Annotated in this window: 21 protein-coding genes and 1 pseudogene; 8 read left to right on the forward strand and 14 right to left on the reverse strand. The window is 64.3% G+C overall.

Translation table 11 applies throughout. The features are described from left to right. The 7 genes and pseudogenes from D3872_RS04695 to D3872_RS04725 form a co-directional block, all read right to left on the reverse strand. On the reverse strand, positions 1 to 730 hold a 730-nt coding region (locus D3872_RS04695), incomplete at its 3' end, for a TIGR03087 family PEP-CTERM/XrtA system glycosyltransferase (protein WP_119809707.1). Between the two features lie 3 nt (positions 731 to 733). Beyond that, positions 734 to 1,826, reverse strand: a pseudogene (locus D3872_RS04700) (FemAB family XrtA/PEP-CTERM system-associated protein). After that, positions 1,823 to 2,698 carry an XrtA system polysaccharide deacetylase gene (locus D3872_RS04705; protein WP_119809708.1) on the reverse strand — a complete coding sequence of 292 codons (876 nt, stop codon included), beginning with the start codon at positions 2,696 to 2,698 and terminating at the stop codon, positions 1,823 to 1,825. The pseudogene D3872_RS04700 and the gene D3872_RS04705 overlap by 4 nt, the downstream one beginning before the upstream one ends. A 2-nt stretch (positions 2,699 to 2,700) precedes the next feature. Then, positions 2,701 to 3,729 (reverse strand): XrtA/PEP-CTERM system-associated ATPase, encoded by a 1,029-nt coding sequence (locus tag D3872_RS04710; protein WP_119809709.1) that lies wholly within the window; start codon positions 3,727 to 3,729, stop codon positions 2,701 to 2,703. Between the two features lie 16 nt (positions 3,730 to 3,745). After that, positions 3,746 to 5,275, reverse strand: coding sequence for a TIGR03016 family PEP-CTERM system-associated outer membrane protein (locus D3872_RS04715; RefSeq protein WP_182915684.1), 1,530 nt, complete (start codon positions 5,273 to 5,275; stop codon positions 3,746 to 3,748). Continuing rightward, positions 5,268 to 6,176, reverse strand: coding sequence for an XrtA-associated tyrosine autokinase (locus D3872_RS04720; RefSeq protein ID WP_119809711.1), 909 nt, complete (start codon positions 6,174 to 6,176; stop codon positions 5,268 to 5,270). The genes D3872_RS04715 and D3872_RS04720 overlap by 8 nt, the downstream gene beginning before the upstream one ends. 20 nt (positions 6,177 to 6,196) lie before the next feature. Beyond that, entirely contained in the window at positions 6,197 to 7,723 is a 1,527-nt protein-coding gene (locus tag D3872_RS04725) for an XrtA system polysaccharide chain length determinant (RefSeq protein WP_119809712.1), read from the reverse strand. Between the two features lie 477 nt (positions 7,724 to 8,200). On the opposite strand from D3872_RS04725, the gene D3872_RS04730 reads away from it, so the two are divergent. The 7 genes from D3872_RS04730 (at position 8,201) to pepA (D3872_RS04760) (ending at position 13,947) form a co-directional block, all read left to right on the forward strand. After that, positions 8,201 to 8,941, forward strand: coding sequence for a S1 family peptidase (locus D3872_RS04730; RefSeq protein WP_229459162.1), 741 nt, complete (start codon positions 8,201 to 8,203; stop codon positions 8,939 to 8,941). A 174-nt stretch (positions 8,942 to 9,115) separates the two neighbouring features. Then, complete coding sequence (locus tag D3872_RS04735; RefSeq protein ID WP_119809714.1) at positions 9,116 to 9,718, forward strand: XrtA/PEP-CTERM system exopolysaccharide export protein; 603 nt, start codon at positions 9,116 to 9,118, stop codon at positions 9,716 to 9,718. A 294-nt stretch (positions 9,719 to 10,012) separates the two neighbouring features. Further along, positions 10,013 to 10,588 carry a hypothetical protein gene (locus tag D3872_RS04740; RefSeq protein ID WP_119809715.1) on the forward strand — a complete coding sequence of 192 codons (576 nt, stop codon included), beginning with the start codon at positions 10,013 to 10,015 and terminating at the stop codon, positions 10,586 to 10,588. Between the two features lie 7 nt (positions 10,589 to 10,595). Continuing rightward, a complete protein-coding gene (locus D3872_RS04745; protein WP_182915685.1) occupies positions 10,596 to 10,877 on the forward strand; it encodes an HPr-rel-A system PqqD family peptide chaperone in 282 nt (93 codons plus the stop codon). After that, positions 10,871 to 11,788, forward strand: a complete 918-nt coding sequence (locus tag D3872_RS04750) for an HprK-related kinase A (protein WP_220476886.1) — start codon at positions 10,871 to 10,873, stop codon at positions 11,786 to 11,788. Before D3872_RS04745 ends, D3872_RS04750 begins: the two co-directional genes overlap by 7 nt. Beyond that, positions 11,785 to 12,873 carry a nucleotidyltransferase domain-containing protein gene (locus D3872_RS04755; protein ID WP_119809717.1) on the forward strand — a complete coding sequence of 363 codons (1,089 nt, stop codon included), beginning with the start codon at positions 11,785 to 11,787 and terminating at the stop codon, positions 12,871 to 12,873. Before D3872_RS04750 ends, D3872_RS04755 begins: the two co-directional genes overlap by 4 nt. A gap of 249 nt (positions 12,874 to 13,122) precedes the next feature. Continuing rightward, on the forward strand, positions 13,123 to 13,947 hold the full coding sequence (gene pepA / locus D3872_RS04760; RefSeq protein ID WP_119809718.1) for a flocculation-associated PEP-CTERM protein PepA: 825 nt from the start codon (positions 13,123 to 13,125) through the stop codon (positions 13,945 to 13,947). Between the two features lie 465 nt (positions 13,948 to 14,412). On the opposite strand, the gene pepA (D3872_RS04765) is transcribed toward pepA (D3872_RS04760), so the two are convergent. The 7 genes from pepA (D3872_RS04765) to D3872_RS25970 form a co-directional block, all read right to left on the reverse strand. Then, the gene (gene pepA / locus D3872_RS04765) at positions 14,413 to 15,276 is read right to left on the reverse strand and encodes a flocculation-associated PEP-CTERM protein PepA (protein ID WP_182915686.1); all 864 of its coding nucleotides are present in this window, start codon (positions 15,274 to 15,276) and stop codon (positions 14,413 to 14,415) included. 213 nt (positions 15,277 to 15,489) lie between these two features. Beyond that, positions 15,490 to 16,575, reverse strand: a complete 1,086-nt coding sequence (locus D3872_RS04770; protein ID WP_229459163.1) for a nitroreductase family protein — start codon at positions 16,573 to 16,575, stop codon at positions 15,490 to 15,492. A 55-nt stretch (positions 16,576 to 16,630) separates the two neighbouring features. Continuing rightward, complete coding sequence (locus D3872_RS04775) at positions 16,631 to 17,521, reverse strand: ThiF family adenylyltransferase (RefSeq protein WP_119809721.1); 891 nt, start codon at positions 17,519 to 17,521, stop codon at positions 16,631 to 16,633. A gap of 37 nt (positions 17,522 to 17,558) precedes the next feature. Next, the gene (locus D3872_RS04780) at positions 17,559 to 18,206 is read right to left on the reverse strand and encodes an N-acyl amino acid synthase FeeM domain-containing protein (protein WP_229459164.1); all 648 of its coding nucleotides are present in this window, start codon (positions 18,204 to 18,206) and stop codon (positions 17,559 to 17,561) included. Positions 18,207 to 18,399: 193 nt separating this feature from the next. Then, positions 18,400 to 21,171, reverse strand: a complete 2,772-nt coding sequence (gene prsT, locus D3872_RS04785) for an XrtA/PEP-CTERM system TPR-repeat protein PrsT (RefSeq protein WP_182915687.1) — start codon at positions 21,169 to 21,171, stop codon at positions 18,400 to 18,402. Between the two features lie 491 nt (positions 21,172 to 21,662). Next, on the reverse strand, positions 21,663 to 23,471 hold the full coding sequence (prsT, locus tag D3872_RS04790) for an XrtA/PEP-CTERM system TPR-repeat protein PrsT (RefSeq protein WP_307719402.1): 1,809 nt from the start codon (positions 23,469 to 23,471) through the stop codon (positions 21,663 to 21,665). Next, positions 23,462 to 24,265, reverse strand: coding sequence for a tetratricopeptide repeat protein (locus D3872_RS25970; protein ID WP_370660948.1), 804 nt, complete (start codon positions 24,263 to 24,265; stop codon positions 23,462 to 23,464). The genes prsT (D3872_RS04790) and D3872_RS25970 overlap by 10 nt, the downstream gene beginning before the upstream one ends. Between D3872_RS25970 and D3872_RS26310 the strand changes: the two genes are divergently transcribed. Further along, the coding region (locus D3872_RS26310; protein WP_229459165.1) for a hypothetical protein at positions 24,149 to 24,497 on the forward strand (349 nt) is incomplete at its 3' end. The two genes, D3872_RS25970 and D3872_RS26310, sit on opposite strands and share 117 nt — an antisense overlap.

A 24,497-nucleotide genomic window follows, 5' to 3' on the forward strand; every position in this document is an offset into this window, starting at 1 on the left:
CCGCGTCCACGTTCGGCCAGTAGTCCATCGCGCCGGTGAACACCAGCCCGCGCTCGCCGTCCTTGTACGGGCGCTCATAGGCGCGCAGCGGCGAGAAGTAGTCGGTGTCGACGCCGTTGTTGAAGAAGCCGATCTTGTCGCGGCTCTCCGGCGCCAGCTGGCGGAACAGCTCGGCCTCGGGATCGGACACGAACAGCGAGGCATCGCATTCGGCGGCGACCTTGCGCTCGTAGCGCAGCAGCTGGCGCGCCTCGTGGCGGTACAGCATGCTCATCGGCCAGCGCTTGTTGTCGGCGTACTGGCGCCACTTGTCGGAATCGACGTCGCAGAAGTCGACCACCCGGCGCGCGGCGCGGTAAGGTTCGGCGTACTGCGCCATCTGCGACGAGAACACGACGATGCGGCGGATCGGGTGGGCTTCCATGGTGCGCGCGACCCAGGCGCGCATGCCGGCATCCTGGTAGTAGCGCAGCGACAGCGACTCGTTGGCCAGCAGGCCGACCAGGCTGCGCACGCGGCCCATCAGCGGATTGAGTTTGGCGAAATGGCTGCTGGCGCACTGCGCCTCGACCTGCGGCACGTGCTGCCAGTCGTCCGGGTCGTCGACGAAGGTGGCCAGGTGGACGCGGTAGCTGCGCGCCAGGTGCTTGAGCAGGTTCCACGAGCGGATCTTGTCGCCCTTGTTGGGCGGGTAAGGGATCCGGTGGATCAGCAGGAGCAGGTCGTTCACGGCTTACCCCAGGTTCCTGACGACATAGGGCCCGAGGAAGTTGGCCAGGCCGATCGGCAGCTTGCGCCACATCTTGATGAACAGCTGGTACTTCGGGTTCAGCGGATTGTTGTCCGGCAGTTCGTTTGAGGCGTACAGGCGGTATTCGTAGGCCAGCGGGGTCGGCTCGAAGCCCCAGTTCTTCTTGAAGTCGAAGGCGCCGGTACCGAGCTTGCTGCGGCCGAAGTCGAAGATGCGGCAGCCGCGCGCGGCGGCCGCCTGCATCAGGTTCCAGTACATGAAATCGTTGCCGGCGCACTCGCGCGCGGCCGGCATGCCGCCGCCGTAGTAGGGCAGCACTTCGTCGCGGAAGTAGAACGACAGAACGCCGGCGATCACTTCGTCGCCGCGCACGATGATGCGGATCTCGCACTCGTCGCCGAACACTTCCTTGATCACCCTGAAGTAGGACTTCGGGAAGACGGGGGTGCCGAGGCGGTGCACGCTGGTCGAATAGGCCAGGAAGAAACGGTCCACGCCCTGGTCGATCTCGGCCGACAGGCCCAGCTTGATCCCCTTGCGCACCATCGCGCGCTGCTTGCGCGGGATGGCGTTCATGTTGGCCTCGTCGTCGGCGACTATCTCCTTGCGGAAGGTGACGTACAGCTCCTTCTGGTGCCAGGCCGGGTCGCCCGCGTGCCGGCGGTGAGGTTGCGGTATTCGAGGTGGCCGACGCCGAGCTGGCGCGCCAGCGCATCGGCCGCGGCGTCCAGCAGCGGGCGCGCCGCGGCGCTGGTGGCGGCGACGCCGCCAGTACGCAGAACGGCAGCGAGCCGAGCGAGTGGCCGAACATGCGGCTCCTGATCTCCGCCAGCGGCAATACGCCGACGATCTGGCCGTCCTGTTCGACGTAGTAGAACCAGGTCTTGTGGCCGTATACGCGCTCGATCACGGTTTGCCAGCCGGCGCGGTGGAAGAAGGTCGCGTCAGGGCAGGACGCGACGAAAGCGTCCCAGCGCGCATGATCGTCCGGCTGCAGCAGGTGCAGCGCGGGGCGGCCGGCGGCCACCGCCGCCGCGGCGCGCTTCTCCTGGACTGCTTCGATAAGCGAGCTCATGCCTTACCCAAAAAAAGCCGGTCCATGCGGTCCCACTTGAAGTCGCGCGTCAGTTGCGCGATGCGCCCTTCCATGCGGCCCAGGTTGACGTAGTGGCGGAAACGGCTCTTGATGCTGGCGGCGTCAAGGCGCGGCTGGCCAGGGTCGATTTCCCACGGGTGGAAGTAGAAGATCGCGCTTTGCTGGTCGACCTGGTTGACCCTCTCCATCATCCAGCGCGACAGCGCATACGGCAGCAGGCGGAAATAGCCGCCGCCGCCGGCCGGCAGCTTGCGCTGCATCAGCTGCACGGTGGTGATCGGGATCTCCAGCAGGCCGTCCGGGCCATTCGGGTAGAACGCGAAGCGCGGCGCATCCGGCATGCCGTAGTGGTCGTGCTGGATCGGGTAGATGCTGGAGCTGTAGCGGTAGCCGGCTTCCTGCAGAACGTCGAGCGCCCACAGGTTGGCGCTGCCGATCGAGAAGCTGGGGGCGCGGTAGCCCTGCACCGGCACGCTGCCGATGTCTTCCAGGATGCGCTTGCTGCGAGTGACGTCGGCAGCGAATTCCGCGCGGCCCTGGCTTGATGCGCGCAGGTGGCCGTAGCCGTGGCTGGCCAGTTCGTGGCCGCCGGCGACGATGCTGCGCACCACCTGCGGATAGCGTTCGGCGATCCAGCCCAGGGTGAAGAAGGTGGCCTTGACCTCGCCGGCGTCCAGGATATCGAGGATGCGCGCGACGTTGCGCTCGACCCGGCATTCGCGTCCATCCCAGCTGTCGCGCGCGATGACGGGAGCGAACGCCGAGACCTGGAAGTAGTCTTCGACGTCGATCGTCATCGCGTTGCGGATGCCGGTGGCGGCAACGGCGCTGGTGTGGAGGCGGTCGTTCATGCTTATTCCTGCCTGTGGTCGGCCGGCTGAGCGGGGGCAGGCAGCGAGCTGACGATCTTCTTCAGGATCGACAGCACCGAGGACATGGATTTCTCCATCTTCATCATGCGTTCGTCCATGTAGCCCGGGTTGTCCAGGCTGTGCGGCGCGGCGGCACCCGCCGTTTCCAGGCCCGGGAAGGGGCCGGCGGCGAGGACCGGGGCGGCGCCGGGCGGCAGCTGGTATTCCTGCTGGATGTCGCTGATCACCGCCTCGACGTCCTTTTCCTTGAGCGCGTGCAGTTCTTCCAGGTAGCCCATCAGCAGCAGGCGGTCGCACAGGCCGTTGACCTTGCGCGGGATGCCACCCGAATATTCGTAGATCGCGGCGTGGGCGTTGTCGCTGAAGGTCGGGTCGTCGTGCCAGCCCACCGTCTTCAGGCGGTGCTCGATGTAGGCGCGGGTTTCCTCGGCGTCCATCGGGCCCAGGTGGTAGCTGGCGGTAACGCGCTGGCGCAGCTGCTGCATGCCGGCGCTGTGCAGGGTGGTGCGGAACTCCGGCTGGCCCAGCAGGAAAGTCTGGAGCAGCGATTTCTCGTCGGTCTGGAAGTTCGACAGCATGCGCAGTTCTTCCACCGCGCGCGGAGTCAGGTTCTGGGCTTCGTCGACCACCAGCAGCGCGCGCTTGCCTTCCTGGTCGCAGGCGCGCAGGAACTGCTCGAGGCGGGTCAGCATCGCGGTCTTGCTGGCGTTCTCGTAGGGCAGGCCGAAGGCCGCCACCACGGTGCGCAGGGTGTCGTCGGCGTCGAGGTGGGTGTTGACGATGTGGGCGGCGACGATCTTATCAGACGGCATCTGGTTGAACAGGTTGCGCACCAGCGTGGTCTTGCCGGCCCCGACTTCGCCGGTGATCACGATAAAGCCCTCGCCGTGCGACAGGCCATAGTCGAGGTAGGCCATGGCGCGCTTGTGGCCCTTGCTGCCGAAGAAGAAGTGGGGGTCGGGGCGCAGCCGGAACGGCTTGTCGCTTAGTCCATAATAAGTTTCGTACATGGCGGTCGCTCGATGGTTAAAGGCGCAGGTTGAGCGCAGCGGACACCGCGTTCTCGGTGTAGCCGGCGCCGCTGACGACGCTCGGGCCGACGTTGCGGCGCAGTTCCAGGGTGCCGGTCAGCTTGCGGCCGAAGCGGCTCACCAGCGACAGCGTCGCGAAGCGGTGGTCGGCATCGAGCCGCGCCGATTCCGACTCGGCCCGGATGGCGTTGATGGTGGCGTTTGCCTCGGTGCGCGAATTGAGGGTGTAGTTCCAGACCGCGCTGGCGCCAGCCTGGCGGGTAGCGTCGTTGAGGGTGAGCTGGTTCGGCCCCAGGAACTGGCTGTCGGCGTCCAGCGTCGACAGCGCGGTGCGGCGGTTGGAAAAGGCGGTCAGCATCAGTCGCGTGCGTACCGAGCGCCAGGCGGCGCTGGCGCGCAGTTCCTTCTGCAGGAAGTAGCGGTTGCTGAAGTAATTGACGTTGTCGATCAGGCTGGGCGGCAGCCCGGTGGCCTGCATGTAGGCCTGCACCGCGCGCTGGCGCGCCACCGGGTCGGGCACCGTCGCCGCGAACAGGCGGTCGAGCATGTCGGCCGTGCTGACCGCCGACGGCAGCACGAACTGGGCGCGGGTGGTGCTGACCATGTCGTTGTACTGCAGGTCCCAGGCGCTGCGGCGGGTGCGGAACACGGCCGACAGGTAGTAGCTCGGGCCGTAGAAGCGGCGGCCCACGCTGGCGTCGACCTGGGTGCGGGTACTCGGGGTCCACGAGAAGCCGCCCGACCAGGCGCGCCCGCCGGACTTGCCGCCGATCGCCTGGTAGTCGTAGTCGTCGTAGCCGACGCTGGCGGTGGCCGCCAGGGTGCGGCTGAGCTTGTAGCGGAGGCCGATATTGGCATTGCGCGCTGTGGTTTCCGGCGCGAAGTTCTCGGTGACGCGCTGCTCGCTGGCCTGGACGTTCCAGCCGAAGTCGCGGAAGCCCGGGCCGCTGGCCAGGCTGAACGACACGGTATCGCCCTCGCTGGTGCCGATGCCGGCGGTGCCGGTGTCGACCGAGTCGCGCGCATAGCGCAAGGTCGCGGTGGCGGCGGTGCCGAAACGGTGCACCAGGTAGGGGCTGGCGCTCCAGCTGCGCACTTCCGCCCGGTTCGGGTTGAAGAAATTTCCTTGCGGCAGGGGCTCGAACGCCGAGATCGCCTGCTGGGAAATGCTGGCCGAGGCGTCGAAGTACAGCAGCCCCTCGGCCAGTTCCGAGCGCAGCTTGGCGCCCAGCTGCGACTGGACGCGGTCGACCGGGCCGCGTCCGTCTTCCAGGCCGTAGTAATAATGTAGCTGGTAGCTCGAATCGAAGGAGAAGCGGCGGCTATGGTTGCTCAACGAAAAGCCTGGCGTGACTTCGGCGTACCAGTCGCCGCGCGCCTCGGCACGCGGCGCCAGCCGCGAATTGTCGGTATAGGTTTCGCGAACATCCAGGGTTGGCGTGAATTTCCAGTCAGCCTGTGCTGGCGTTGCCAGCAGCAGTGCCAGCGGGGCCAGCGCGCGTACGGCGCGGCGTTGTTTAGCCATAGGGATAGTCGTAGGTTTCCGAACCGGGAAACTCGCGCGTCTTGTTGTAGATGAGGTTGACATTGTCCAGGCCGTCGAGCTGGCGCAAGGCTTCCTTGACCGCGTGCTGGGTGGTCACTTCCGCTTCCACCACCATCACGATCTGGCCCATGTGCGAGGCCAGCACGTGCGCCTCGCTGGTCAGCAGCAGCGGCGGCGAATCGAAGATCACGATGCGGTCCGGATAGCGGTTGGCGATCTCGTTGACCAGCGCGCTCATCGACTGGCTGGCCAGCAACTCGGTCGCGCGTGGGTTGCTGGTGCCGGCAGGCAGGATCGACAGGGTGTCGACGTTGGTGCGCAGCATGACATCGGCGACGTCCAGCCCGTCGTCCAGCAGCACGTCCATCAGGCCGCGCTGGGCCGGCAGGCCAAGGGTGTGCAGCACGGAAGGGCGGGCGACGTCGGCATCGATCAGCAGCACGGTATGGTCGAGCTCCATGGCGATGCTCATCGCCAGGTTGATGGCGCAGAAGGTCTTGCCTTCGCCCGGCAGCGAGCTGGTCACCATGATCAGGTTGCGCGGCTTGCCGCCCGGCGCGCCCTCGGCGAAGGCGCGCTTGATCAGCGGGCGCTTGATGACGCGGAAGTCTTCCACCAGCGCGGTGCGGCCGCCGGCAGCCGTTACCAGGCCGATCGCATGCATGCGCTCGAGATCGAGTTCGACCGCCTTTGCGGTACGGCGCAGCGCCGGTTCCGGCGCGGCCGCCACCGCGGGCTCGGCCACCGCCACGGCGTCGGGTTCGGCAAACGCCACGGCGGCGCGCTCCACCGCTGCGGCCGGCTGGGCGCTTGCCGCTTCGGCGACGCGCTGCTCTTTACTGTGTTCGATGCGGCCTGCCGCTTTTTCAATAATGCTCACACGATTCTCCAGTAACGCGCTTACAGCGTTGGTTGGACCAGGATGGTTCCCATGACGGCGCCGTAGGCGCCCAGCAGCACGACCACCGCGGCGCCGAAGGCATAGGTGCGCCTCTCGCGCCGGGTCTTCTGCTCCGTGGTCCAGTTCATGCTGATGCTGCCCAGGATCGGCACGCCGAGGGTCTCGCGCAGCGCGCCCTGGCTCATGAAGGTCGGGCGAATCTGGCTCAGCAGCAGTGCGACGCCGAGGCCGGCCAGCAGCGAGCCGGCAAACACGATCGAGTACAGGCCCAGGCGGTTCGGACCCGCCGGGGTCGACGGCACGGTAGGCGGATCGATCACGCGGAAGGTCATGATGTCGGTGGCCGAACTCAGGTCGCCCGACAGCTTGGCCGCTTCGCGGCGACCCAACAGCTTCTCGTAGTTTTCCTTGTTGACGTCGTAGTCGCGGTTGAGCTGGGCGAACTGGGCCTCGATCTCGGGCGCATTGACGCTCTGGGCGCGCAGGCGCGCGGCGCGCGCGGCATACTCGCTGACCCGGGCGGTCAGCGCGGCCACCTTGGCCTCCTCCACCGACAGCGCGACGTTCATCTGCTGCAGCATGGGGCTGTAAGTGGCGCCCGGATCGGAGGTGCGGACGGCGCGCTTGGCTTCCTCGGCCTTTTTTTCCTCCAGCTGGGCAATCAGGCGCTTGGTGCCGACGATGTCGGGATGCTCGTCGGTGTACTGGGTACGCAGTGCGTCCAGGTTCTTGACCAGGCCGGCGATACGGCCGTCGATCTCGGGATTGGCCACCACCGCAGAAGCCAGCGGGGCCGGGTCGTCGCCGGCGATCTGGCGGCGGATCGAAGCGCGCGCGTGCTCGGCTTCGGCAAGCTCCAGGCGCGCGGCGCCGAGCTGCTCTTCGAGCTGGAGCATGGTGGTGCTGAAGTCCGTTCCCTGGCGCGGCAGTTTGCCGATGTTGCGGATCTTGAATTCCTTCAGCGCGTTCTCGGCCGCCAGCAGCTTCACTTCATAGCTCTTGATCTGGTCGTCGATGAACTGCACCGCCTTGTCGGAATCCTGCTTCTTGGTGCCGAAGCTGCCTTCGACGAACAGGGTCAGCAGCGACTGCACCACCGCCTTGCCCAGCTTCGGGTCCGGGTTCTCGTAGGCGATCGTGTAGATGTTTTCGCGCTCGGTACCGCCGATGGCGATCTGCTTCATCAGTTCGTCGACCAGCTCCTCGTGTTCCTTGGCCGACCTGGCCTTGACGTCGAGGTCGACCATGCGCATGACCTTCTCCACGTTCGGGCGGCTGATCAGGGTGCGGCGCATGAAGCCGACCTGCTGTTCGAGGTTGGGCACGCTGGTCATGCCCGACAGCAGCGGCTGCAGGATGCTCTGGGTATCGACGTAGACGCGCGCCGACGCCTGGTAGTTATCCGGCATGCGGTAAACGAAGGCCCAGCCCGCGATGGCCACGACCCACGACACCAGGACCGCGTGCCACCGATACTTCCAGATCGCTTTCAGGAATGTTGTGATCAAGGCACTCAGTTCTGACATAGGTCTCTCGCCGTCCGCGGATCCGGCTTGCCGCCGGATCACAGTTATTAGATAGAACCAAGCGAAGGCGCCGCTGGCCTGCCAGCAAACTTGCCTCAATGCATTGATTCATGTCATATGATACATGACAATCTGTTCCGGGAATCCACTAAATCCCCGATTTTCATTATCTCCGTGGCAAGGGCACGACGGCCACACGCGCCCCTTAACGTGCGGAAATTTATCCGTTTCCAAACACAAAGAGCTTCTCACAAATGTAATAATTTTGATGTCAAAATGCAATCGTGCGCTGAAGAATACAACAATAAATCAATTATTTTTCCTTGCTTGAACTTTGCGAGCCCATCTGTTGCATAGTTGGCGACAAGCGGTTAGCCTCGACCCTGTTTTGCGCCGCACGGCGCGCTATTCCGACTCCATGCCATGAACCTTTTCATCCGAGCAGCATCCGCAGGGTGCCTCCTTGTGCCGCGGGCCTTGATCGCGCTGGGCCTGCTTGCCGCGGCCGCGGCCTCCCCGGCGGCAGACCTGCCCCAGACCATTGCCGCCGTCAAACCGTCGGTAGTGGGCATCGGCACCTACCAGCGCACCCGCAATCCGGCGATCCGCTTCGTCGCCACCGGCTTCGCCACCGGCGACGGGCTGTCGGTGATCACCAACGCACACAGCATTCCCGGGGTCCTCGACGGCGAAAACATGGAAACGCTGGGCGTCGTCAGCGGCGCCGGCACCGACATCTCGTTCCGGCCAGCAACCTTGGCGGGAATCGACAAGGAACACGACCTGGCCCACCTGCGCCTGTCCGGGGCGCCGCTGCCGGCGCTGGCGATCGGCGATTCCGGCAGCGTGCTGGAGGGCCGCCAGTTTGCGTTTACCGGCTTCCCGCTGGGCATGGCCTTGGGCCTGAACCACGCCACCCACCGCGCCATGCTGGCGGCGATCACGCCGGTCGTGATGCCCGCGCTGGGCGCGCGCAACCTGCAGCCGCGCGTGCTGAGCCAGCTGCAGAAGGCGCCATTCAGGATTTTCCAGCTGGACGGCACCGCCTACCCCGGAAACAGCGGCAGCCCGCTGTACGATCCGGAGACCGGCGTGGTGTTCGGCGTCATCAACATGGTGCTGGTCAAGGGCCTGAAGGAAACCGCGATCACCAATCCCAGCGGGATCAGTTATGCGATCCCAGCCGTCTATATCAACAGGCTGCTGGAGAAGAAATAGGCCACCTTCGAATAATTTGCAAACGTGCAGCTTTTCCGCTAAAAATTGCATGCTAAAATAGAAACTCTTGAAAGCATAATTGCGATCAGGAAATCTCAACCGGAGCAGGGCCCGCGCGCCACCCTCCCACAGGCAAAAAAGGATACTCAGGTGAACACTGTCCAAAGCAAACTGATGAAATTGCTGGCCTTCTCGACGCTGGCCCTGTCCGCAGCTTTCCTGACCGGCTGCGCCACCAAGACCGCCGCTCCGCAGCAGGCGCAGGCGCCCGCCCGCGACTACCTGATCGGCCCTGGCGACAACCTGCAGATCGTCGTCTGGCGCAATCCGGAAGTGTCCAACACGGTGCCGGTACGCCCGGACGGCAAGATCACCACGCCGCTGGTCGAGGACCTGCAGGCAGCGGGCAAGACCTCGACCGAACTGGCGCGCGACATCGAAAAAGCGCTGGCCAAGTTCATCCAGCAGCCGGTGGTGACCGTGATCGTGACCGGCTTCGTCGGCAACTTCGGCGAGCAGATCCGCGTGATCGGCCAGGCCGCCAGGCCGCAGTCGCTGCCGTTCCGCAGCAACATGTCGCTAATGGACGTGCTGATCGCGGTCGGCGGCATCAACGAATACGCATCGGGCAACCGCGCCACCATCATCCGCACCATCGACGGCAAGCAGCACGTGGTGCCGGTGCGCCTGGACGACCTGATCAAGGGCGGCGACATTTCCGCCAATACCTACATGTACCCTGGCGACGTCCTGGTGATCCCGGAAAGCTTCTTCTAAGCTGGATAAGGGGCGGCGCCGCGCCGCCCGTTGTATTTCTACAAAACAGCGCCTGGGCGCAAGTGCTTGTGTCATGATCTGCTGACATCATGTCGGTTTTCCTTACATGACATTGCGGCGGATCAAACGAATCACCCAGCGGATGCATAGTCCCGGCGCTTAAGGCCTTGATTTCATGTCGATTGCACGGCCGATCATCTCGATGGGAATGATTATTGCTTGATGTAGTAACGCCGGGCAGCGCCCTGCCGCTCGACGGCGCCAGCGTGCAGTTTTCTCAATTGAGGATGTGACGTGACTTACCAAGACCAGCAGCCAGAGAAGCCGCAACAGACGGCACCGGCGCAGCCAGCCGCTTCGATCAGCAGCCGTGGCGCAGCGCGCCGCCGTTTCGCGCGCGCGGGCCTCGGCGTATCCGGCGCCCTGGTGACGATCACCAGCCGTGCCACCATGACCTGCGAGATCTGCAAGCCGCCGTCCGGTTCCCTGTCCGGCGGCCTCACAAGCCACCACGGCCCGCCGCCGGTATGCGAGGGCCGTTCCCCCGGCTACTGGCAGACCCACAGCTACTGGCCGTGCAGCCCCACGATCACCTTCGGCAGCATTTTCAGCTGCGCGCAGTCCTCGAAGTACTATAACTGCTCGATCAAGGACATCCTCGACCCGAAGCAGTGGGACAAGGACGCCATTGGCCGCCACATGGTGGCGACTTACCTGAACATCATTTCCGGCAAGATCTCCTTCCTGACGGTGATCCAGCTGCAAAATATCTGGAACGACCTGTATCGCCGTGGCTACTACAACCCGACCGCGGGTGTGAAATGGTACGCGGCCGACGTCGTGACCTATCTCAAGGGCACGATGCTCTAAGCTATTTGTGAATGACCGGAAATGGCGGGTGATCCCCGGCCAGGCGCTGCACCACTATGCCTGGGATGAACAATACCTCGTGTTCAACAACTTGTCGGGCGATACCCACCTGCTCGACGCCGGTGCCATGCAGCTGCTGCTGGCCGTGCATGCCGCACCGGCTACCGGACCGGCACTGGCTTCGCGCCTGTGCGCCGAGTTGCAGCTCGACGACGCCGAGCTGCTCGAAATTCCTCCCATGCTGGACGACCTGCGCGCGCTGTCGCTGATCGAGCTGGCCCCATGCTGACCGTTTCCACGCTCGGCCGCGCCGAGCTGGGGCGGCGCCTGGCCGGCCCGGGCCTGTGGCTCCAGACCGGCGCCTTCGTGACCCGCATCCGCAGCCCGATCGATGCCGTGGCCGACGGCATCGCCCTGCTGTACGCCGACTATCCGCTGCGCGAGGATGCCGGGTTCGCCGACTTCCACATTGCCTTGACGCGCCCCGGCGGGCTGCGCCGCTTTGTGCGCCCCCAGGTGAGCTTCGAGTACGACGGTAACGTCGCGTTCCGCCCGCTGCCGCTGGCCCAGGCTTACCCGATGTTCGAATGGGGCCTGAACTGGTGCGTGTCGAGCCGCGCCCACGGCTACCTGATCATCCACGCCGCCGTGGTGGAAAAGGAGGGCCGCGCGGCGATCCTGCCGGCCCCGCCGGGTTCCGGCAAGAGCACGCTGTGCGCGGCCCTGGTCAACAACGGCTGGCGCCTGCTGTCGGACGAGCTGGCAATGCTGCGCCTGGAAGACGGCATGCTGGTTCCGTTGCCGCGCCCGGTGAGCCTGAAGAACGGCTCGATCCGCGTGATTGGCGACTACGTGCCGGGAGCGGTGTTCAGCCGGCCGGTGACCGACACCACCAAGGGCACGGTGGCGCACATGAAGGCGCCGCCGGACAGCATTGCGCGCGCGCTCGAACCGGCCCGGCCGGCTTGGGTGATCTTCCCGAAATACGAGGCCGGCGCGGCGGCGCGGCTGGAGCGGGCCGGCAAGGCCGAGGCCTTCATGCAGCTGGCCGCCAACGCCTTCAACTACACCTTGCTCGGGCGCCAGGGCTTCGACGCGCTGGCCAGCATCATTGGCCAGTCCGACAGCTACAGCTTCAGCTACAGCGCGCTGGACGACGCGCTGGACACCTTCGCGCGGCTCGCGCCGCCTGCCCCATGAGCGGCGTGCCACTGTTGCTGCGCGTGCTGCGCGAGCCGGCCGCGGCGGCCGGTTTCAGCCTGCCCGAATGGGACCTGCTGCTGCGCCAGGCCGCCGTTGCATCGCTGGTGCCGGCGCTGCGCACCATGCTCGAGGCCGCCGGCGTGGAAGCGCCGCCGCCGGCGCGCGCCCACCTGGACTGGATGCAGGCATTGGCCGCGCGCCATGCGCTGGCGGTGCGCTGGGAAGTGCGCGAAATCCGGCGCGCGCTCGACGGCCTAGGCCTGCCCGTGATCCTGCTCAAGGGCGCCGCCTACGCGCTCTCGGGCATGCCGGCGGCGCGCGGCCGCATGTTTTCGGACATCGACATCCTGGTGCCGAAATCCCGGCTGGACGCAGTCGAGGCAGCCCTGATGATGCACGGCTGGGTCTCGACCCAGCACGACGCCTACGACCAGCGCTACTACCGTACCTGGATGCACGAACTGCCGCCGATGCAGAACGTCAAGCGCGAGACCGTGATCGACGTCCATCATGCGATCCTGCCGGAAACGGCGCGTGCGCGGCCCGACTCCGGCAAGCTGCGCGCCGCCGCGCTCGCGATCCCGGGCGAGGATGGACTGGCAACACTGGCGCCGGTGGACATGGTGCTGCACAGCGCCGTCCACCTCTTCCATGAAGGCGAGCTCGACAATGGCCTGCGCGACCTGCTCGACATCCACCGGCTGCTCCAGCACTTCGGCGGCCATCCCGGTTTCTGGACCGCCCTGCCCGCACGCGCCCTCGAGCTACAGGTGGGGCGCTCGCTGTACTATGCGCTGCACTACGCCGCGCGGCTGCTGGCGACCCCGGTGCCGCCGGAGGCGCTGGCCGCGCTGTCCGGGGTGCGCCCGCCACCTGCCCTGCAGGCGCTGATAGATGCCTTGTTCGACCGCGCGCTGCTTCCAAACCACGACAGCTGCCGCGGCCCGCTCACCGGCACCGCGCGCTACCTGCTGTACGTGCGCTCCCACTGGCTGCGCATGCCCCCGCTGCTGCTGGCGCGCCACCTGCTGCACAAGGCCGTGCGCGGCGACGGCGCAGGCGATGCCGGCCAGCCGGCCTGAGCCCTCCCCGTCCTCCCCCTCCCTGTCTGCCGCCTGTATGATTAATGTGCGCGCCGGAAATTAATTTTATGAAAATATTTGTTTGTCGAATTACTTTACATGTGATCCGCGGAAAGTTTGACTTTCATCAGGCAACTTACTGTTTTTAAACAGATATTGAATTCTGGCATAAGACTTGCTTCATGTTAAATGTGCCACTTCGGCTATTGACCGCCACAACAATAATTCGCGTCACCAAAGGATAAGCTTATGAAATTATCGCCAAGCAAGTATTTATTCGCCGCTGTCATCGGCGCCATGATGGCGCTGGGCGGAACGCAGGCCGCCGCCGCGCCCGTCTTCAAGATCAATCCATCCGTCATCGGCGGCCCGGCCGGCCTGGTAACCGCCAATGCGCTGGGTGGATCGTCGTCGGAGCGCATCTCGACCAACCTGGCCGACGGCACCCATGCCGTCACCACCGGCTGGCTCAGCTACAGCTCGTTCCGTAACAATTCCGCCAACGTTGCTGCCAATAAAACCGGGCTGGGCTTCAACTACGGACTGTACGTGGTCTTCAGCCTGTCCGACGCTTACAACGCCGGCACCGGCAACGGCACCATCAACAGCGCCAACAGCACCAACACCCTGACCGCCCTGACGTTCCAGATGTTCGCGGATCCAGGCAACATGAACGACTACATCGCTGCCGACGCGACGGCTGACGGCGACGCCCCCTCCGAAGCCCGCGTAATCGACAATGGCGCGGCCGACATCCTGCTCGGCACCGGTGGCCTGGTATCAGGCATTTCCGGCTTTAACAACCTGGGCGGCGTATACCTGAACGCCAACACCGCCTTCGAACTGACCGCTGCCGGTTCGAGCTTCTTCGTCGAACCAAACCCGTTCTTCTTCCTGTCGTTTAACGGGTTCAATAACGCCAGCGGCGGCGTCACCACCGACGATGGCCTGTCGCTGGCCGTGAACGACGGCTCCGGCACCACCACCTTCAGCCATGTTCCGGAACCAGGCACCCTGACGCTGCTGGGCCTGGGCCTCCTTGGCCTCGGTGTCGGCGCGCGCCGCAAAGCCTGATATCGGCAAGCAAGTCCTCGAATGCAAAAACCCGTCTCCGGACGGTTTTTCTTTCGTCCGCGCACCGGCAGTTTGGCTGGCGCATGGCGACATGCAGCATGCGAATGCGGGTTGGCTTTTCAATGAATTGCTCAACGGTGCTGCGCGACATTATCCGCGCCTGAAGGCGCCAGAAGATGTGCTTGCTGGGGGAATAAGTTCGCCGGGGCAGGCCGGCATGGCAGGCGAGGCCGGCACGCATTGGCGGCCAGCGCGCCAGGTATCCGCCCGGGAACCCATCCGCCATGAAAGCCGCGGGGCGGTCCTGTGGGGGAGGGCGGCGCGGCGGGCCAGCGCCACCTTCATCGGTGTCCCATGGCGGGCGCGAGTCCCGGCTATCCGTGAAGATATAAAAAAGCCGCCCAGTCAGACCGGACGGCATTGACCTGAATAAACCAGGCCGGGATGCGGGGGCATCCTTGCTTGTTATGCCTTCTTGCCGCGGCGGCTGAACGCCAGGCCAGCCAGTGCCAGGCCGAACAGTGCCAGGCTAGCTGGCTCAGGAACCGGCTGGAACGATGTGTTACCCGAGCCGATGATCGTGATATCGGTCGCGGCGGCGAACGGGTCGCCGCCGGGGATGCCCGCGATGGCGGTGTTGACGCCGTTGATGTCCGCTTGCGCGCTGGCGCCCGCGAAGGCGGCGCCACCGAAGAAGTTGCCCACCCTGTTAGCGGTCGCGATAACGTTAAAGTCGCCTGCTACCAAGCCGCCAAAGATATGGAAACCGCCGAAACCTGGAATCAGGCTACCGTTCAGCACTTCTTCGTCGTCACCGAATAAGGCGATTCTGGCGATGGACTCATCAACGCCACCCACGGTCACCGTGCTCAGCACGGTGTCCATGTTTTTGTCGACATACATCCTGTAGTTGAACGTGCTGAACGCGCCGTCGATTCCCGGGCCGTTGGGCGAGGTAGCACCGGTGGCTTCAAACACAAAGTACAGTTGGTAACTGACGCCGAGGCCGGTTCCGGCGACAGGAGGCCCGCCCAGTGTGTTGCGGAAGGTGCCAAAGAAGCCACCGCCCGTTTCGTCGAAGGTCGCCGTGTCGCCGGGCTGGGCGAACTGGTCGACTTCAGCAGCGTAGCTAAAATCGATGAATGTCGCGGTGCAGGTCGCACCGCCGCACCCTGCTACGCCGACCGCGCCTGGATTGATCGTGAAGCTGGTCGAAGAGAAACCGAACGACGGGATGTGGGCCGCCATCGCTGCGGTGCTCGACAGTGCCAACAATGCTGCTGCGCCTGCCAGTTTGCAAAGCGTACTGCGGAAAGTGGATTTGCTCATTTGATCGCTCCGGTTCATGAATTAGTTGAGTCGCTGGGTTTCTGCTCAAGTAGAATGCCTGACTGCCAACCCTTATAAGCAGTAAGCGTGCCACTGGCCGCTACACCCTTTAGGATCAATCAGTTATCTGACCCAACGCAGTACTTCCTCAATAAATCTCGTCGCGACTGTAAAATAAACCGACATTTTCCTTCCAATTTCCACCAAAACATGTTATATGTTTTTTCGCAATAGTTGGTCCAGGGGCTTGCGTTCCGATCGGACGACCGGCAGCTTGCCGGCGCCTATCCTGCCCATGACCACCGCGTTCTCGGACGAGCCGATCAGTCTGGCGAGTTTTTCGGAAAGACGTTCGGCCAGTTCCTGCAACTTCCGGTTGGCCGTGAACGCCGTTCCGCTGCGCACATAGGACGAGAATATCAGGGGCGTCATCTCCGGCTGCATGACCAGCCCGAGGTGGGTCAGCGTCAGCCAGACGCGCTGCATCGCGCGCCCCGCGGCGATGAAGTCTTCCATCGTTTCAGGCTTTTGGGGGGCCCTTATGACGAAGTGCGCGGCGCAGGCCAGGCCGGGCAGCAGGTCCATCTGGAGCCGCGGCGCCGCCGTCCCCAGGATCCGGTTGCTCCACTTCAGGCGGCTCTCGCTCTTCATCGCCCACTGCATCAGGCGGATCGTCATCCTGTCCACGCCGAGCGCGCCCGCAGGCACCCCCCATTGGTTGTCCGCGTCATCCCATTTCAGGATGCGGGCGTGCGTCCGGTATGCCTCCGGCAACAGGAGGCGCAGGCGCGCGTTGTCGAACATGAGCCTGGCGGCACGCTTGCGGGCACCGCCTTCCAGCCACTGGATCTGGTAGTCCGGACCCGCGGCAGCCTCGAGCGCGGCTTTCTCCCCGCCAGTCAGCGGCCTGGTCTGCATCGGACGGCGCTGGACGCTGCGCCGCTTGATCTCCGGCACCAGCGGACCCGGCGCCGCACCGGGGTCGTCGGTAAACGTGACATCGAATACCGGCTTGTCTTCGGGACTGCCGCTCCGCCGTTCCACCTGCATCGCGAGGCGGTGCGCACTGGCGGCGATCGCCATGGTTTCGAACAAGGTGCCGAACGCCATCTGGCTGGCCTGTCCCTTGAGGTCGTAGACGCAATGCTCGCGCGTGTCGTGGCCGTACACGACCACGCGGGAATCGTCGACGATTTCAAATTCCCATGGCTGCTCGTTGTCGCCGCTGGGCGCCCAGCGCGCCAGGTCGAGGATATCGCGCATGCGCGCGTATTTGGCTGTTGGCTGTTCAATTGTCATATCGATTCTCGCAGTGGGGAATGGCGGCGTGCGGGAGCGTCGCGCCGATGGCGCGCTAGCTCGCCTGGCTACTTTGACGCAATAATTTCGCCAGGTGGCGGCGGCCGATCGCGACCGCAAGGCGCTGGATCGGATTCCTGTCGTTCCCGCCGGGACGCCATGTGTGTACCAGCTTGTTCCGGTAGGGGTCGAACTGCATGCCGTGGGGCGCGGCCAGGACCTTGCCGCGCTTGAGCAGGATTTTCAATGCCTGGGCGGCCGCCAAGCCCGCGCACAACTGAACCGCGATGATGGTCGATGGTCCGCGGCGTTCGGCGAAATTGACGGCGGACGGGTCCACCAGATAGCCCTGGTGCAGGCGCGCCGGCGCCAGGCCCACCAGGAAGCGCACCGCCTTGTCGGCTTCCGGCAAGTCACCCCAGCCGAAGTACTCCTCGAAGGTCATCTTTCCGGGAAGGAAATTCAGGAAGGCTGCGCCCATGCCCAGCGGCGCCACGGTGGTGGCGGGAATCCCCATTGCCGCGCAGGCGGCAAAGGTTTTCTGGCGGATATCGAACACGAAGAAGTCGAGCCCGTCGACATACAGGTCGCGGCCGCCGAGGAACTCGGGCAGGTTTGCTTCGGTGACGCCCTGGGGGAAGATGCGGATGTCGGCCTCCGGATTGATGTCCCTCACCATGGCGGCGATCACCTCGACCTTGGGCTTGCCCCGGGTCGACATCATGGCGCCGACCTGGCGGTTGAAATTGGCGATATCGTAGGTATCGAAGTCCGCCAGGTGGAAGCTGCCGACGCCAAGCCGCGCCAGGGTTACCGCATAGACTCCCCCCACCCCGCCCATGCCGGCGATGGCAACGCGCGAAGTGCGGAGTTTTTCCTGCTCATCCCGGGTGACCCAGCCGATATTGCGCGAGAATGCCTCAGAATACGAAAACGGATTGATCATGTGCAAAAAGCCCGCAGTGGGGCAATGGTCCGGAGGCCTAGCCGATGTTGAACAGGCGGTTGGCGATACCCGCTTCTTCGCGCTTGGAGAAAAAGTACGGATACAAGGAGCGCTCGTTGTTGACGTTGTCGCTGGTGCCGCCCAGGCGTTCGATTTCATTGCCCATGTGCTTGAGGCTCAGCCACAGCAGGTAGGCCGGCGCGTCGACGCGCGAATTGGAACGCACCTCGGTCAAGGTCTTGAAACCGAGCATATGCTCGTAATAACGCCGATGGCGCGGGTTGATCTCGATAAACGCGTCGGTGCACTTGTACAGGTGATGGGCGTAGATATACAGGATGTGGAACAGCGAACCGAGCGCCATCTTGGAACGCACGGTCGGATCAAACGCCAGCTTGCTGATTTCGCACACCTTGGCGCCGCGGTTGCGGAAGATGTCGATCTGGTCCTTGAACACCTCGTCGGCCAGGATGCCGATGGGCGAGTCGATCCCGAGGGTTACGGTTCCTATCACCGTACCCTTATCGGACGCGGCCAGCGTGATCCGGTTCGGGTTGTCGTCAACGCGATGGATCCCGGCGTAACCACGCCAGGTATACATCTTGTTGATCAACATGCTGGCATGGTTGCGGCCCTCTTCCGTGTCCGCCACCCGGATTCCAAAGGCACGTTCGTTGATCGTCATCTCGCTGATCTTATCAGAAGATTCCGAACGCATCCCTTGGCTGTCTCTGCCGTGCGCGGCCTCCAACCCTTCGGAGTTAAAGCCAAAAAACATTTCTTTCATGAGGGTATTTTCCATCGCGTTAATCCGGATCACACAAAGGACAATCGGGAATTTCCTCAAGAAAATGCCCGTCATGATCGCGCCACTGTCATTACAGCTGCTTGTAGAGGCCCTTGGCGGCGTCGATTTCCGCAAAGTCCTGATGGCTGAGCAGCACCTTTTCCAGTTCGCGGCGCGCGTTCGCCTTGTCGCCCGACTTGGCCAGGCCTTGCGCCAGGTGGAAGCGGATTCCCGGATCTTTCGGAGCCAGTTTCACTGCCTGTTGCAAGTAGCCCACACCGCGCGCGGTATTGCCCTGTTCGACCAGTATGAAGCCAATCGTATCTAGCACTGCAGGGCTGCCGCCGGACAGCGCCAGCGCCTGTTCGGCGGTCGCCAGCGCCCGCGGATCGCCTACCCGTTGATAGGCCCACGCCAGGTTGTTCAAGGCGGCGGCATGCTTCGGCGCGGCTTTCACCACGGTTTCGAGGTGCCGGATCGCGCCCGGAAAGTCCTTCTTGTTGATCGCCAGTTCCGATACGTAAATCATCAGGGCCGCATCGGCAGGACGTTCCGTCCGCCATTTGGCCAGGCGGGCATCGGCGTCGCCGGCCTTCCCGGCACGGGTCATGGCCCCGTGAAGGAGGATCATCGTCGACGAATTCGGTCCCAGCGCGAGCGCTTGCTCGAATGGGCGTACCGCAAGTGCCGGCTTGCGCTGCGCCTCCAGCAAGCTGCCTTCCAACAGGAAACCAACCGCCGCCTTGGGACGCTGTTTCTGGACCTGCCTGGCGATCGCAATCCCTTCGTCGTGTTTGCCGGCCTTCATCGCCAGTTCGGCCAGCGCCACCTGGGCGTCGATGAACCCGGGGTCGATCGTCATCGCTCTCTTCAGTTCAGCCGCCGCCGCCGCCGGGTTGTTGCGCGCCATCTCGGCGTTTGCCAGCCGCATGCGAGGGACGGCCGACTTCGGCGCGGCACTGGCCAGCTTGCTGTAGGTGTCGACCGCCCCGGCGAAGTCGCCGTTGGCCATTTGGGCCGCGCCAAGCAGGTCCAGCACATCCGTATGGGTTGGATTGGAGGCGGCAAGCTTGCGCGCCAGTGTGAGCGCCTTTTGCTTCTCGCCACTCTTCAGGTAGAACGAAGCGAGCTGGGCGCTTGCCCGCACCTCGTTCGGCTTGGCCGCCGCAGCTTTTTCCAGCCATTCCCCGGCCTCGGCATTGTTGCGCGCGGCGACCGCCAATTGCGCCAGTGCGTTCATCGCTTCGCCATGTCCCTTATTCTTTTCCAGGAAAGCCAGCAGCTGCTGCTTGGCGGCGGCCGGATTGTTCTGGTTCAGGTACAGCTGCGCCAGGTTGACAGCCGCCGGGAAAAAGCCTGGCTGCAGCACCAGCGCTTTCTCGAGGCTGGCCTTGCCGTTCGCCAGGTCAGACTTGGCGAGGTAGATGCCGCCCTTGAGGTTATGTACGACCGCATCGTTCGGAAACTGCTTTTCGAGCGCATTGGCAGCCGCGAGTGCCTTGTCGTAGCGTTTCATGCGCATCTCGGTCAGCGCGAGCAGCATGCCGGCTTTGCGCGAGGTCGGATCAAGCTTGGCCGACACTTCCAGCTGCTCGATCGCGCTGGCGCGGTCACCCTTGCCCAGCTTGCTCAACGCGATGGCGGTGTGCAGGTTCGCCTGGTCCGGCTTCTTTACCGTCGCACGCTCGAAGTAAGCCGCAGCCTTGTCGAATTCGCGCGCCTGCATGTTCGCCTCCCCGGCCAGCGTCAGGTACTGTTCGTCCGGGTCCTTCGCCCGCAGCGCAGGCTCCAGCGCGGCCAGGGCGTCGGCCGTCCGTCCCAGCTTGAGCAGGCTCGCCACGTACAGCTTGCGCGCATAGTCGTTACCCGGGACCGCCGCCATGTACTGTTTCAAGTGCTGGACCGCCGCGGCAGCCGAACCAAGGTGGTATTCGGCTGCGCCTGCCAGCAGCACGCTTGGCATGTGGCCTGGCGCCGTGCCGAGGATTTTTTGCGCGGTGTCACGCGCCGCCTCGTGCTTTCCTTCCCAGAGGTCGAGCAGGCCCTGGGCATAGGTAACCATCAGGGTGTTCGGGCCTGCGTTGCGCGCCGACGCGATTTCCTTGCGTGCGGCGTCAAACTGGCGCAAGTCGATCAGGATGAACGCCTTTTCAACATGGGCGTTACGCTGTTCCGGCTCGAGCGCCAGGGCCTTGTCGTAAGCAGCGATCGCCTCGGTTTTCTTGCCTTGTGCACGCAGCACCGATGCCTGGAAATTCCACGCGTCTGCGCTGTTCGGCTGGGTCGACACCAGTTCGCCGGCAATGCGCGTGGCCTCTTCCACCTTGGCGCCCATCAGTGCCAGGCGGGCGGTGCCGATGACCGCACGCGGGTGATTGGGAGCCGCTGCCAGCGCGGCTCGATAGGCGCCTTCGGCCTGTTCGCTTTTTCCAAGCGCGAGGAAGGCGTCGCCGCGGGCCGTCAGCACCTCCGCCGACGCGGTCGCCAGGCCTGGTTCGGTTTCGTCGAGCAGCTTCTGGAGTTCGTTCTGCGCAAACAAGGCTGCGGCAATGCCGGGCATGGTCTTGTCCGCGCTGGCGCCGAGGCTGGCTGCCTTGCGCAGTTCTTTTTCGGCCGACACCGGGTCGCCCGTCTTGTTATAGAGGTTGCCAAGCGTCAGGCGCGCTTCGACATCCGAAGGATTCTTCAGCAGGGCATTCTTGAGCTGGATGACTGCGGCCTTGTTATCGCCCTTCTGGATGAATTGCCTGGCGTCGGCCGTCAGGGTTTCGGGCGACTTGCCACAACCGCCCAAGCCGCCAAACACCAGGACAACCGAGGCCACCGTGGCGCCCACAACTTTGTTCTTACGCGTATTTTGCATGGCTTCCCCCATCAAGATTCGTTCTGTGAACATGCCGCCCTGACAACGGAACTATCCGTCGCGCCAGGCCACACCGCAGAAATCTTGTCCATTCCATATCGTTATGGCAACGAACCGACAAGAATGCCCCATGAGCCGTTATTCGTGACACTCGGAAGCGGGACGCTTGCTGGTGTAGCGCAGTGTAATAATAGCAAGAAAAATGCTCTCGATTCCAAAGATTTATGTCAAGAAGGTAATTCACAACGGTATGCGGCATTCTGCCGCCATGATCGCGATCGGCGAGTCGCCAGGCGGAACATCGCTGCTCACCGGAGCCGTGCGCGCGATCGCATTAGCGCAATCCCGCACGGGACCGCCGACAAGTCTTCGAGGAAAATTGTGTCCCACTTCCGGCGACGCTGAGTGGGGCGCCGGACCCGCCCATGCGGGCGGCGAGCTAGTCGCCAAAGGCATCGAGACGGCCTTTGGCGACGCATGTATTACTGAGGTTAAAGTTTACTGTAGAAACTACGCGCTTCCTCGATGCTTGGGAAACCCTGCTTCGCGTCAAGCGCCAGCTTCAGCTCCGTGCGCGCGCGCGCCTTGTCGCCGGCCTTGGCCAGGCCCACCGCCAGGTGGTAGCGCAGTTCCGGCGCGTTGGGGTTGATTGCCAGCGCCTTTTCCATCAGTTGCACGCCGCGCGCGGTGTTGCCTTGCTCGATCAGGATCCAGCCCAGGGTGTCGATGATCGCCGGGCTCTCTCCGGCGATGTTGAAGGCAGCTTCGGCGGTAGCCAGGGCGCGCGCATCCTTCTCCTGCTGGTACAGCCAGGCCAGGTTGTTCAGCGCCACCACGTTCTTCGGCTCCTGCGCCAGGACCGACTCCAGCAGTTTGATGGCAGGCTGGTGCTTCCTGGCCTGAATCATCCCTTCAGCGACGCGCACCTTGACCATGGTGTCGGCCGGGTTGTCCTTCTGCCATTTGGCGAGGCGGGCGTTCGCCTCCGTTTCGCGTCCGGCCGCCTTCAGCGCATCGCCGACCTTGATGGTTAGCGCCGGCGATTTCTGGAGCGCCAGGCCGCGCTCATACGCCGCCACCGCCAGTGCCGGCTGCTTCAGCGACATCTGCAGGTCGCCTTCCAGCACATGGCCGACCGCATCTTTCGGGCGCGCCTTTTGCAGGGCGCGCGCCACGGCAACGGCTTCGTCCGTCTTGCGCGCGCGCACCAGCAGCTCTGCCTGCGCCACGTGGCCCTGGACAAAGTCCGGTTGCATGGCGTTGGCCTTCTTCAGGGTATCCAGCGCCGAAGACTCGTTCTTCATCAGCATCTGGACGCCAGCCAGCCGCATGTGGGCTTCGGCCGATTTCGGCGCCAGCCCGACCAGGCGGGCATAGGTGTCGAGCGCACCGGCGTGGTCGCCATTGGCGACCTGGGTGCGGCCCAGCAGGTCAAGCAGCGAGGTGTCGCTCGGGTTGACGACCTGGACCTTGCGCGCCAGCGTCAGGGCTTTCTGCTTTTCGCCGAACTGGATGTAGCGCAGCGCCAGCTGGATCGCAGGCCCCGGTGCGTTCGGATTTTCTTCCTGCGCCTTTTCCAGCCACTTGAGCGTTTCGGCGCGCTTGCCCTCGTTCGCGGCCAGGTTGGCCAGCGCAGTCATCGCCTCGATGTTTTTCTTGTCATGCTTGAGCAGCCCTTCGAACAGGGCACGCGCCTCGGCCGGCTTTTTCTCATGGATCGCCAGCTGGGCCAGGTTGGCCACCGCCGGGAAATAGGCCGGGTTCAGCGTCATCGCCTGCTGGAAACTGGCACGCGCCTTCGGCACGTCGCCCTTACCCAGGAGCACGCCGCCTTTCAGGTTGTGCACCAACGGATCCTTCGGGTGCGCCTTGTCCACGCCCTCGATCGCCGCCAGCGCCTTGTCATAGTGGCGCAGCCGCATTTCCGTCAGCGTCAGGATGATGCCGGCGCGGTTGGACGAGGTATCGAGCTTGGCCGACAGTTCCAGCTCATTGATGGCGCCGGCGCTGTCGCCGCGCGCCAGCTTGGTCGTCGCCAGCGCCGTGCGCAGGCCCGCCTGCTTCGGCTCCAGCTGGCTTGCCTTCTCGAAGTAGCCGGCCGCCTTGTCGTAGTCGCGCAGCTGCATGTGCACTTCGCCTGCCAGCGCCAGCATCTGCGCATCCTGGGGCGCGCTCTTCAGTCCGTCGGCCAGCAATGCGACCGCATCGCTCGAATGGCCCAGCTTGAGCTGCGAGGCGATCAGCAGCTTGCGTGCCATCAGGTTGTCTGGAAGCTGGCCCACATAGCGGGTCAGCGCCAGTTCAGCCTGCTGGTAGGAAGCAAGATGGAAATCGGCCGCCCCGCCAGCAGTACGCTTGGCAGGTGGTCGGGCGCGACGCGGGTAATCTTCTGGACGTTCTCGCGCACGCCGGCGAAATCCTTTTGCTCGTACGCCAGCAGCGCCTGGGTATACACCAGCTGCATCGAGTTCGCGTTGTTCTTCGCGGCTGCGGCGAGGCTCGCCTTGGCGGCGTCGAATTTCTTGCGCGCGATTTGCAGCGTTGCCAGTTCGAGCTGGGCCGAGCGGTGAGCCGGCTCGGCTTCGATCGCGCGCGCGTAGGCTGCCTCGGCTTCCTCAAGCTTGCCCTGGCTGCGTGCCATGTCGCCCTTGAACATCCAGGCGTCGGCGCTGCGCGGGCTTTTCTCGACGGCTTGCGCGGTCAGCCTGGCCGCCGCGTCCATGTCGTTGGCGATTGCCGCCTGGCGCGCCGTGCCGATCAGGGCCTCGGCATTATCAGGCTGGACTGAAAGGACCTTGCCGAAAATTTCCGCCGCTTCCTTCTGCTTGTTGGTGGCCATGAGGGCGTTCGCGCGCATGGTCATCAGGGCGACGTCGCTGGCCCCTTCGGTTTCCTTCAGCACCTTGTCGAACTGGCCCTGTGTGCTCAGCGCCTTAAGCAGAGGCATCTGCACGCGGCCCGGGGGCGCGCCGAGGCTTTGCGCCTTGCTCAGCTCTTTTTCGGCCGCGACCACGTCGCCCGTTTCAAGATAGAGCTTGCCCAGGGCGAGACGCGCTTCCACATCGGATGGATTGGCCGCGACGGCGTTTTTCAGCTGGATGACGGCCGCCCTGGAATCGCCCTTCTTCTCGAACTGCGCCGCTTCGGCGATCAGTTCGGTCGAGGTTTTCTCCTTGGTGCAGCGCTAATACCACAAGCAAGACTGCCGCGCAGGCGGCGGCAACGATTTTCAACTGTAGAGTTTGTGGCATGGCGTCCTCATCAAGGTTCTACGTCATTACGCGCGCCGGGACCGGACTCCAAGGCAATCGGCATTCGCCTGCGCA

This window comes from Massilia cavernae (assembly GCF_003590855.1).
Lineage (GTDB): Bacteria > Pseudomonadota > Gammaproteobacteria > Burkholderiales > Burkholderiaceae_D > Telluria_A > Telluria_A cavernae.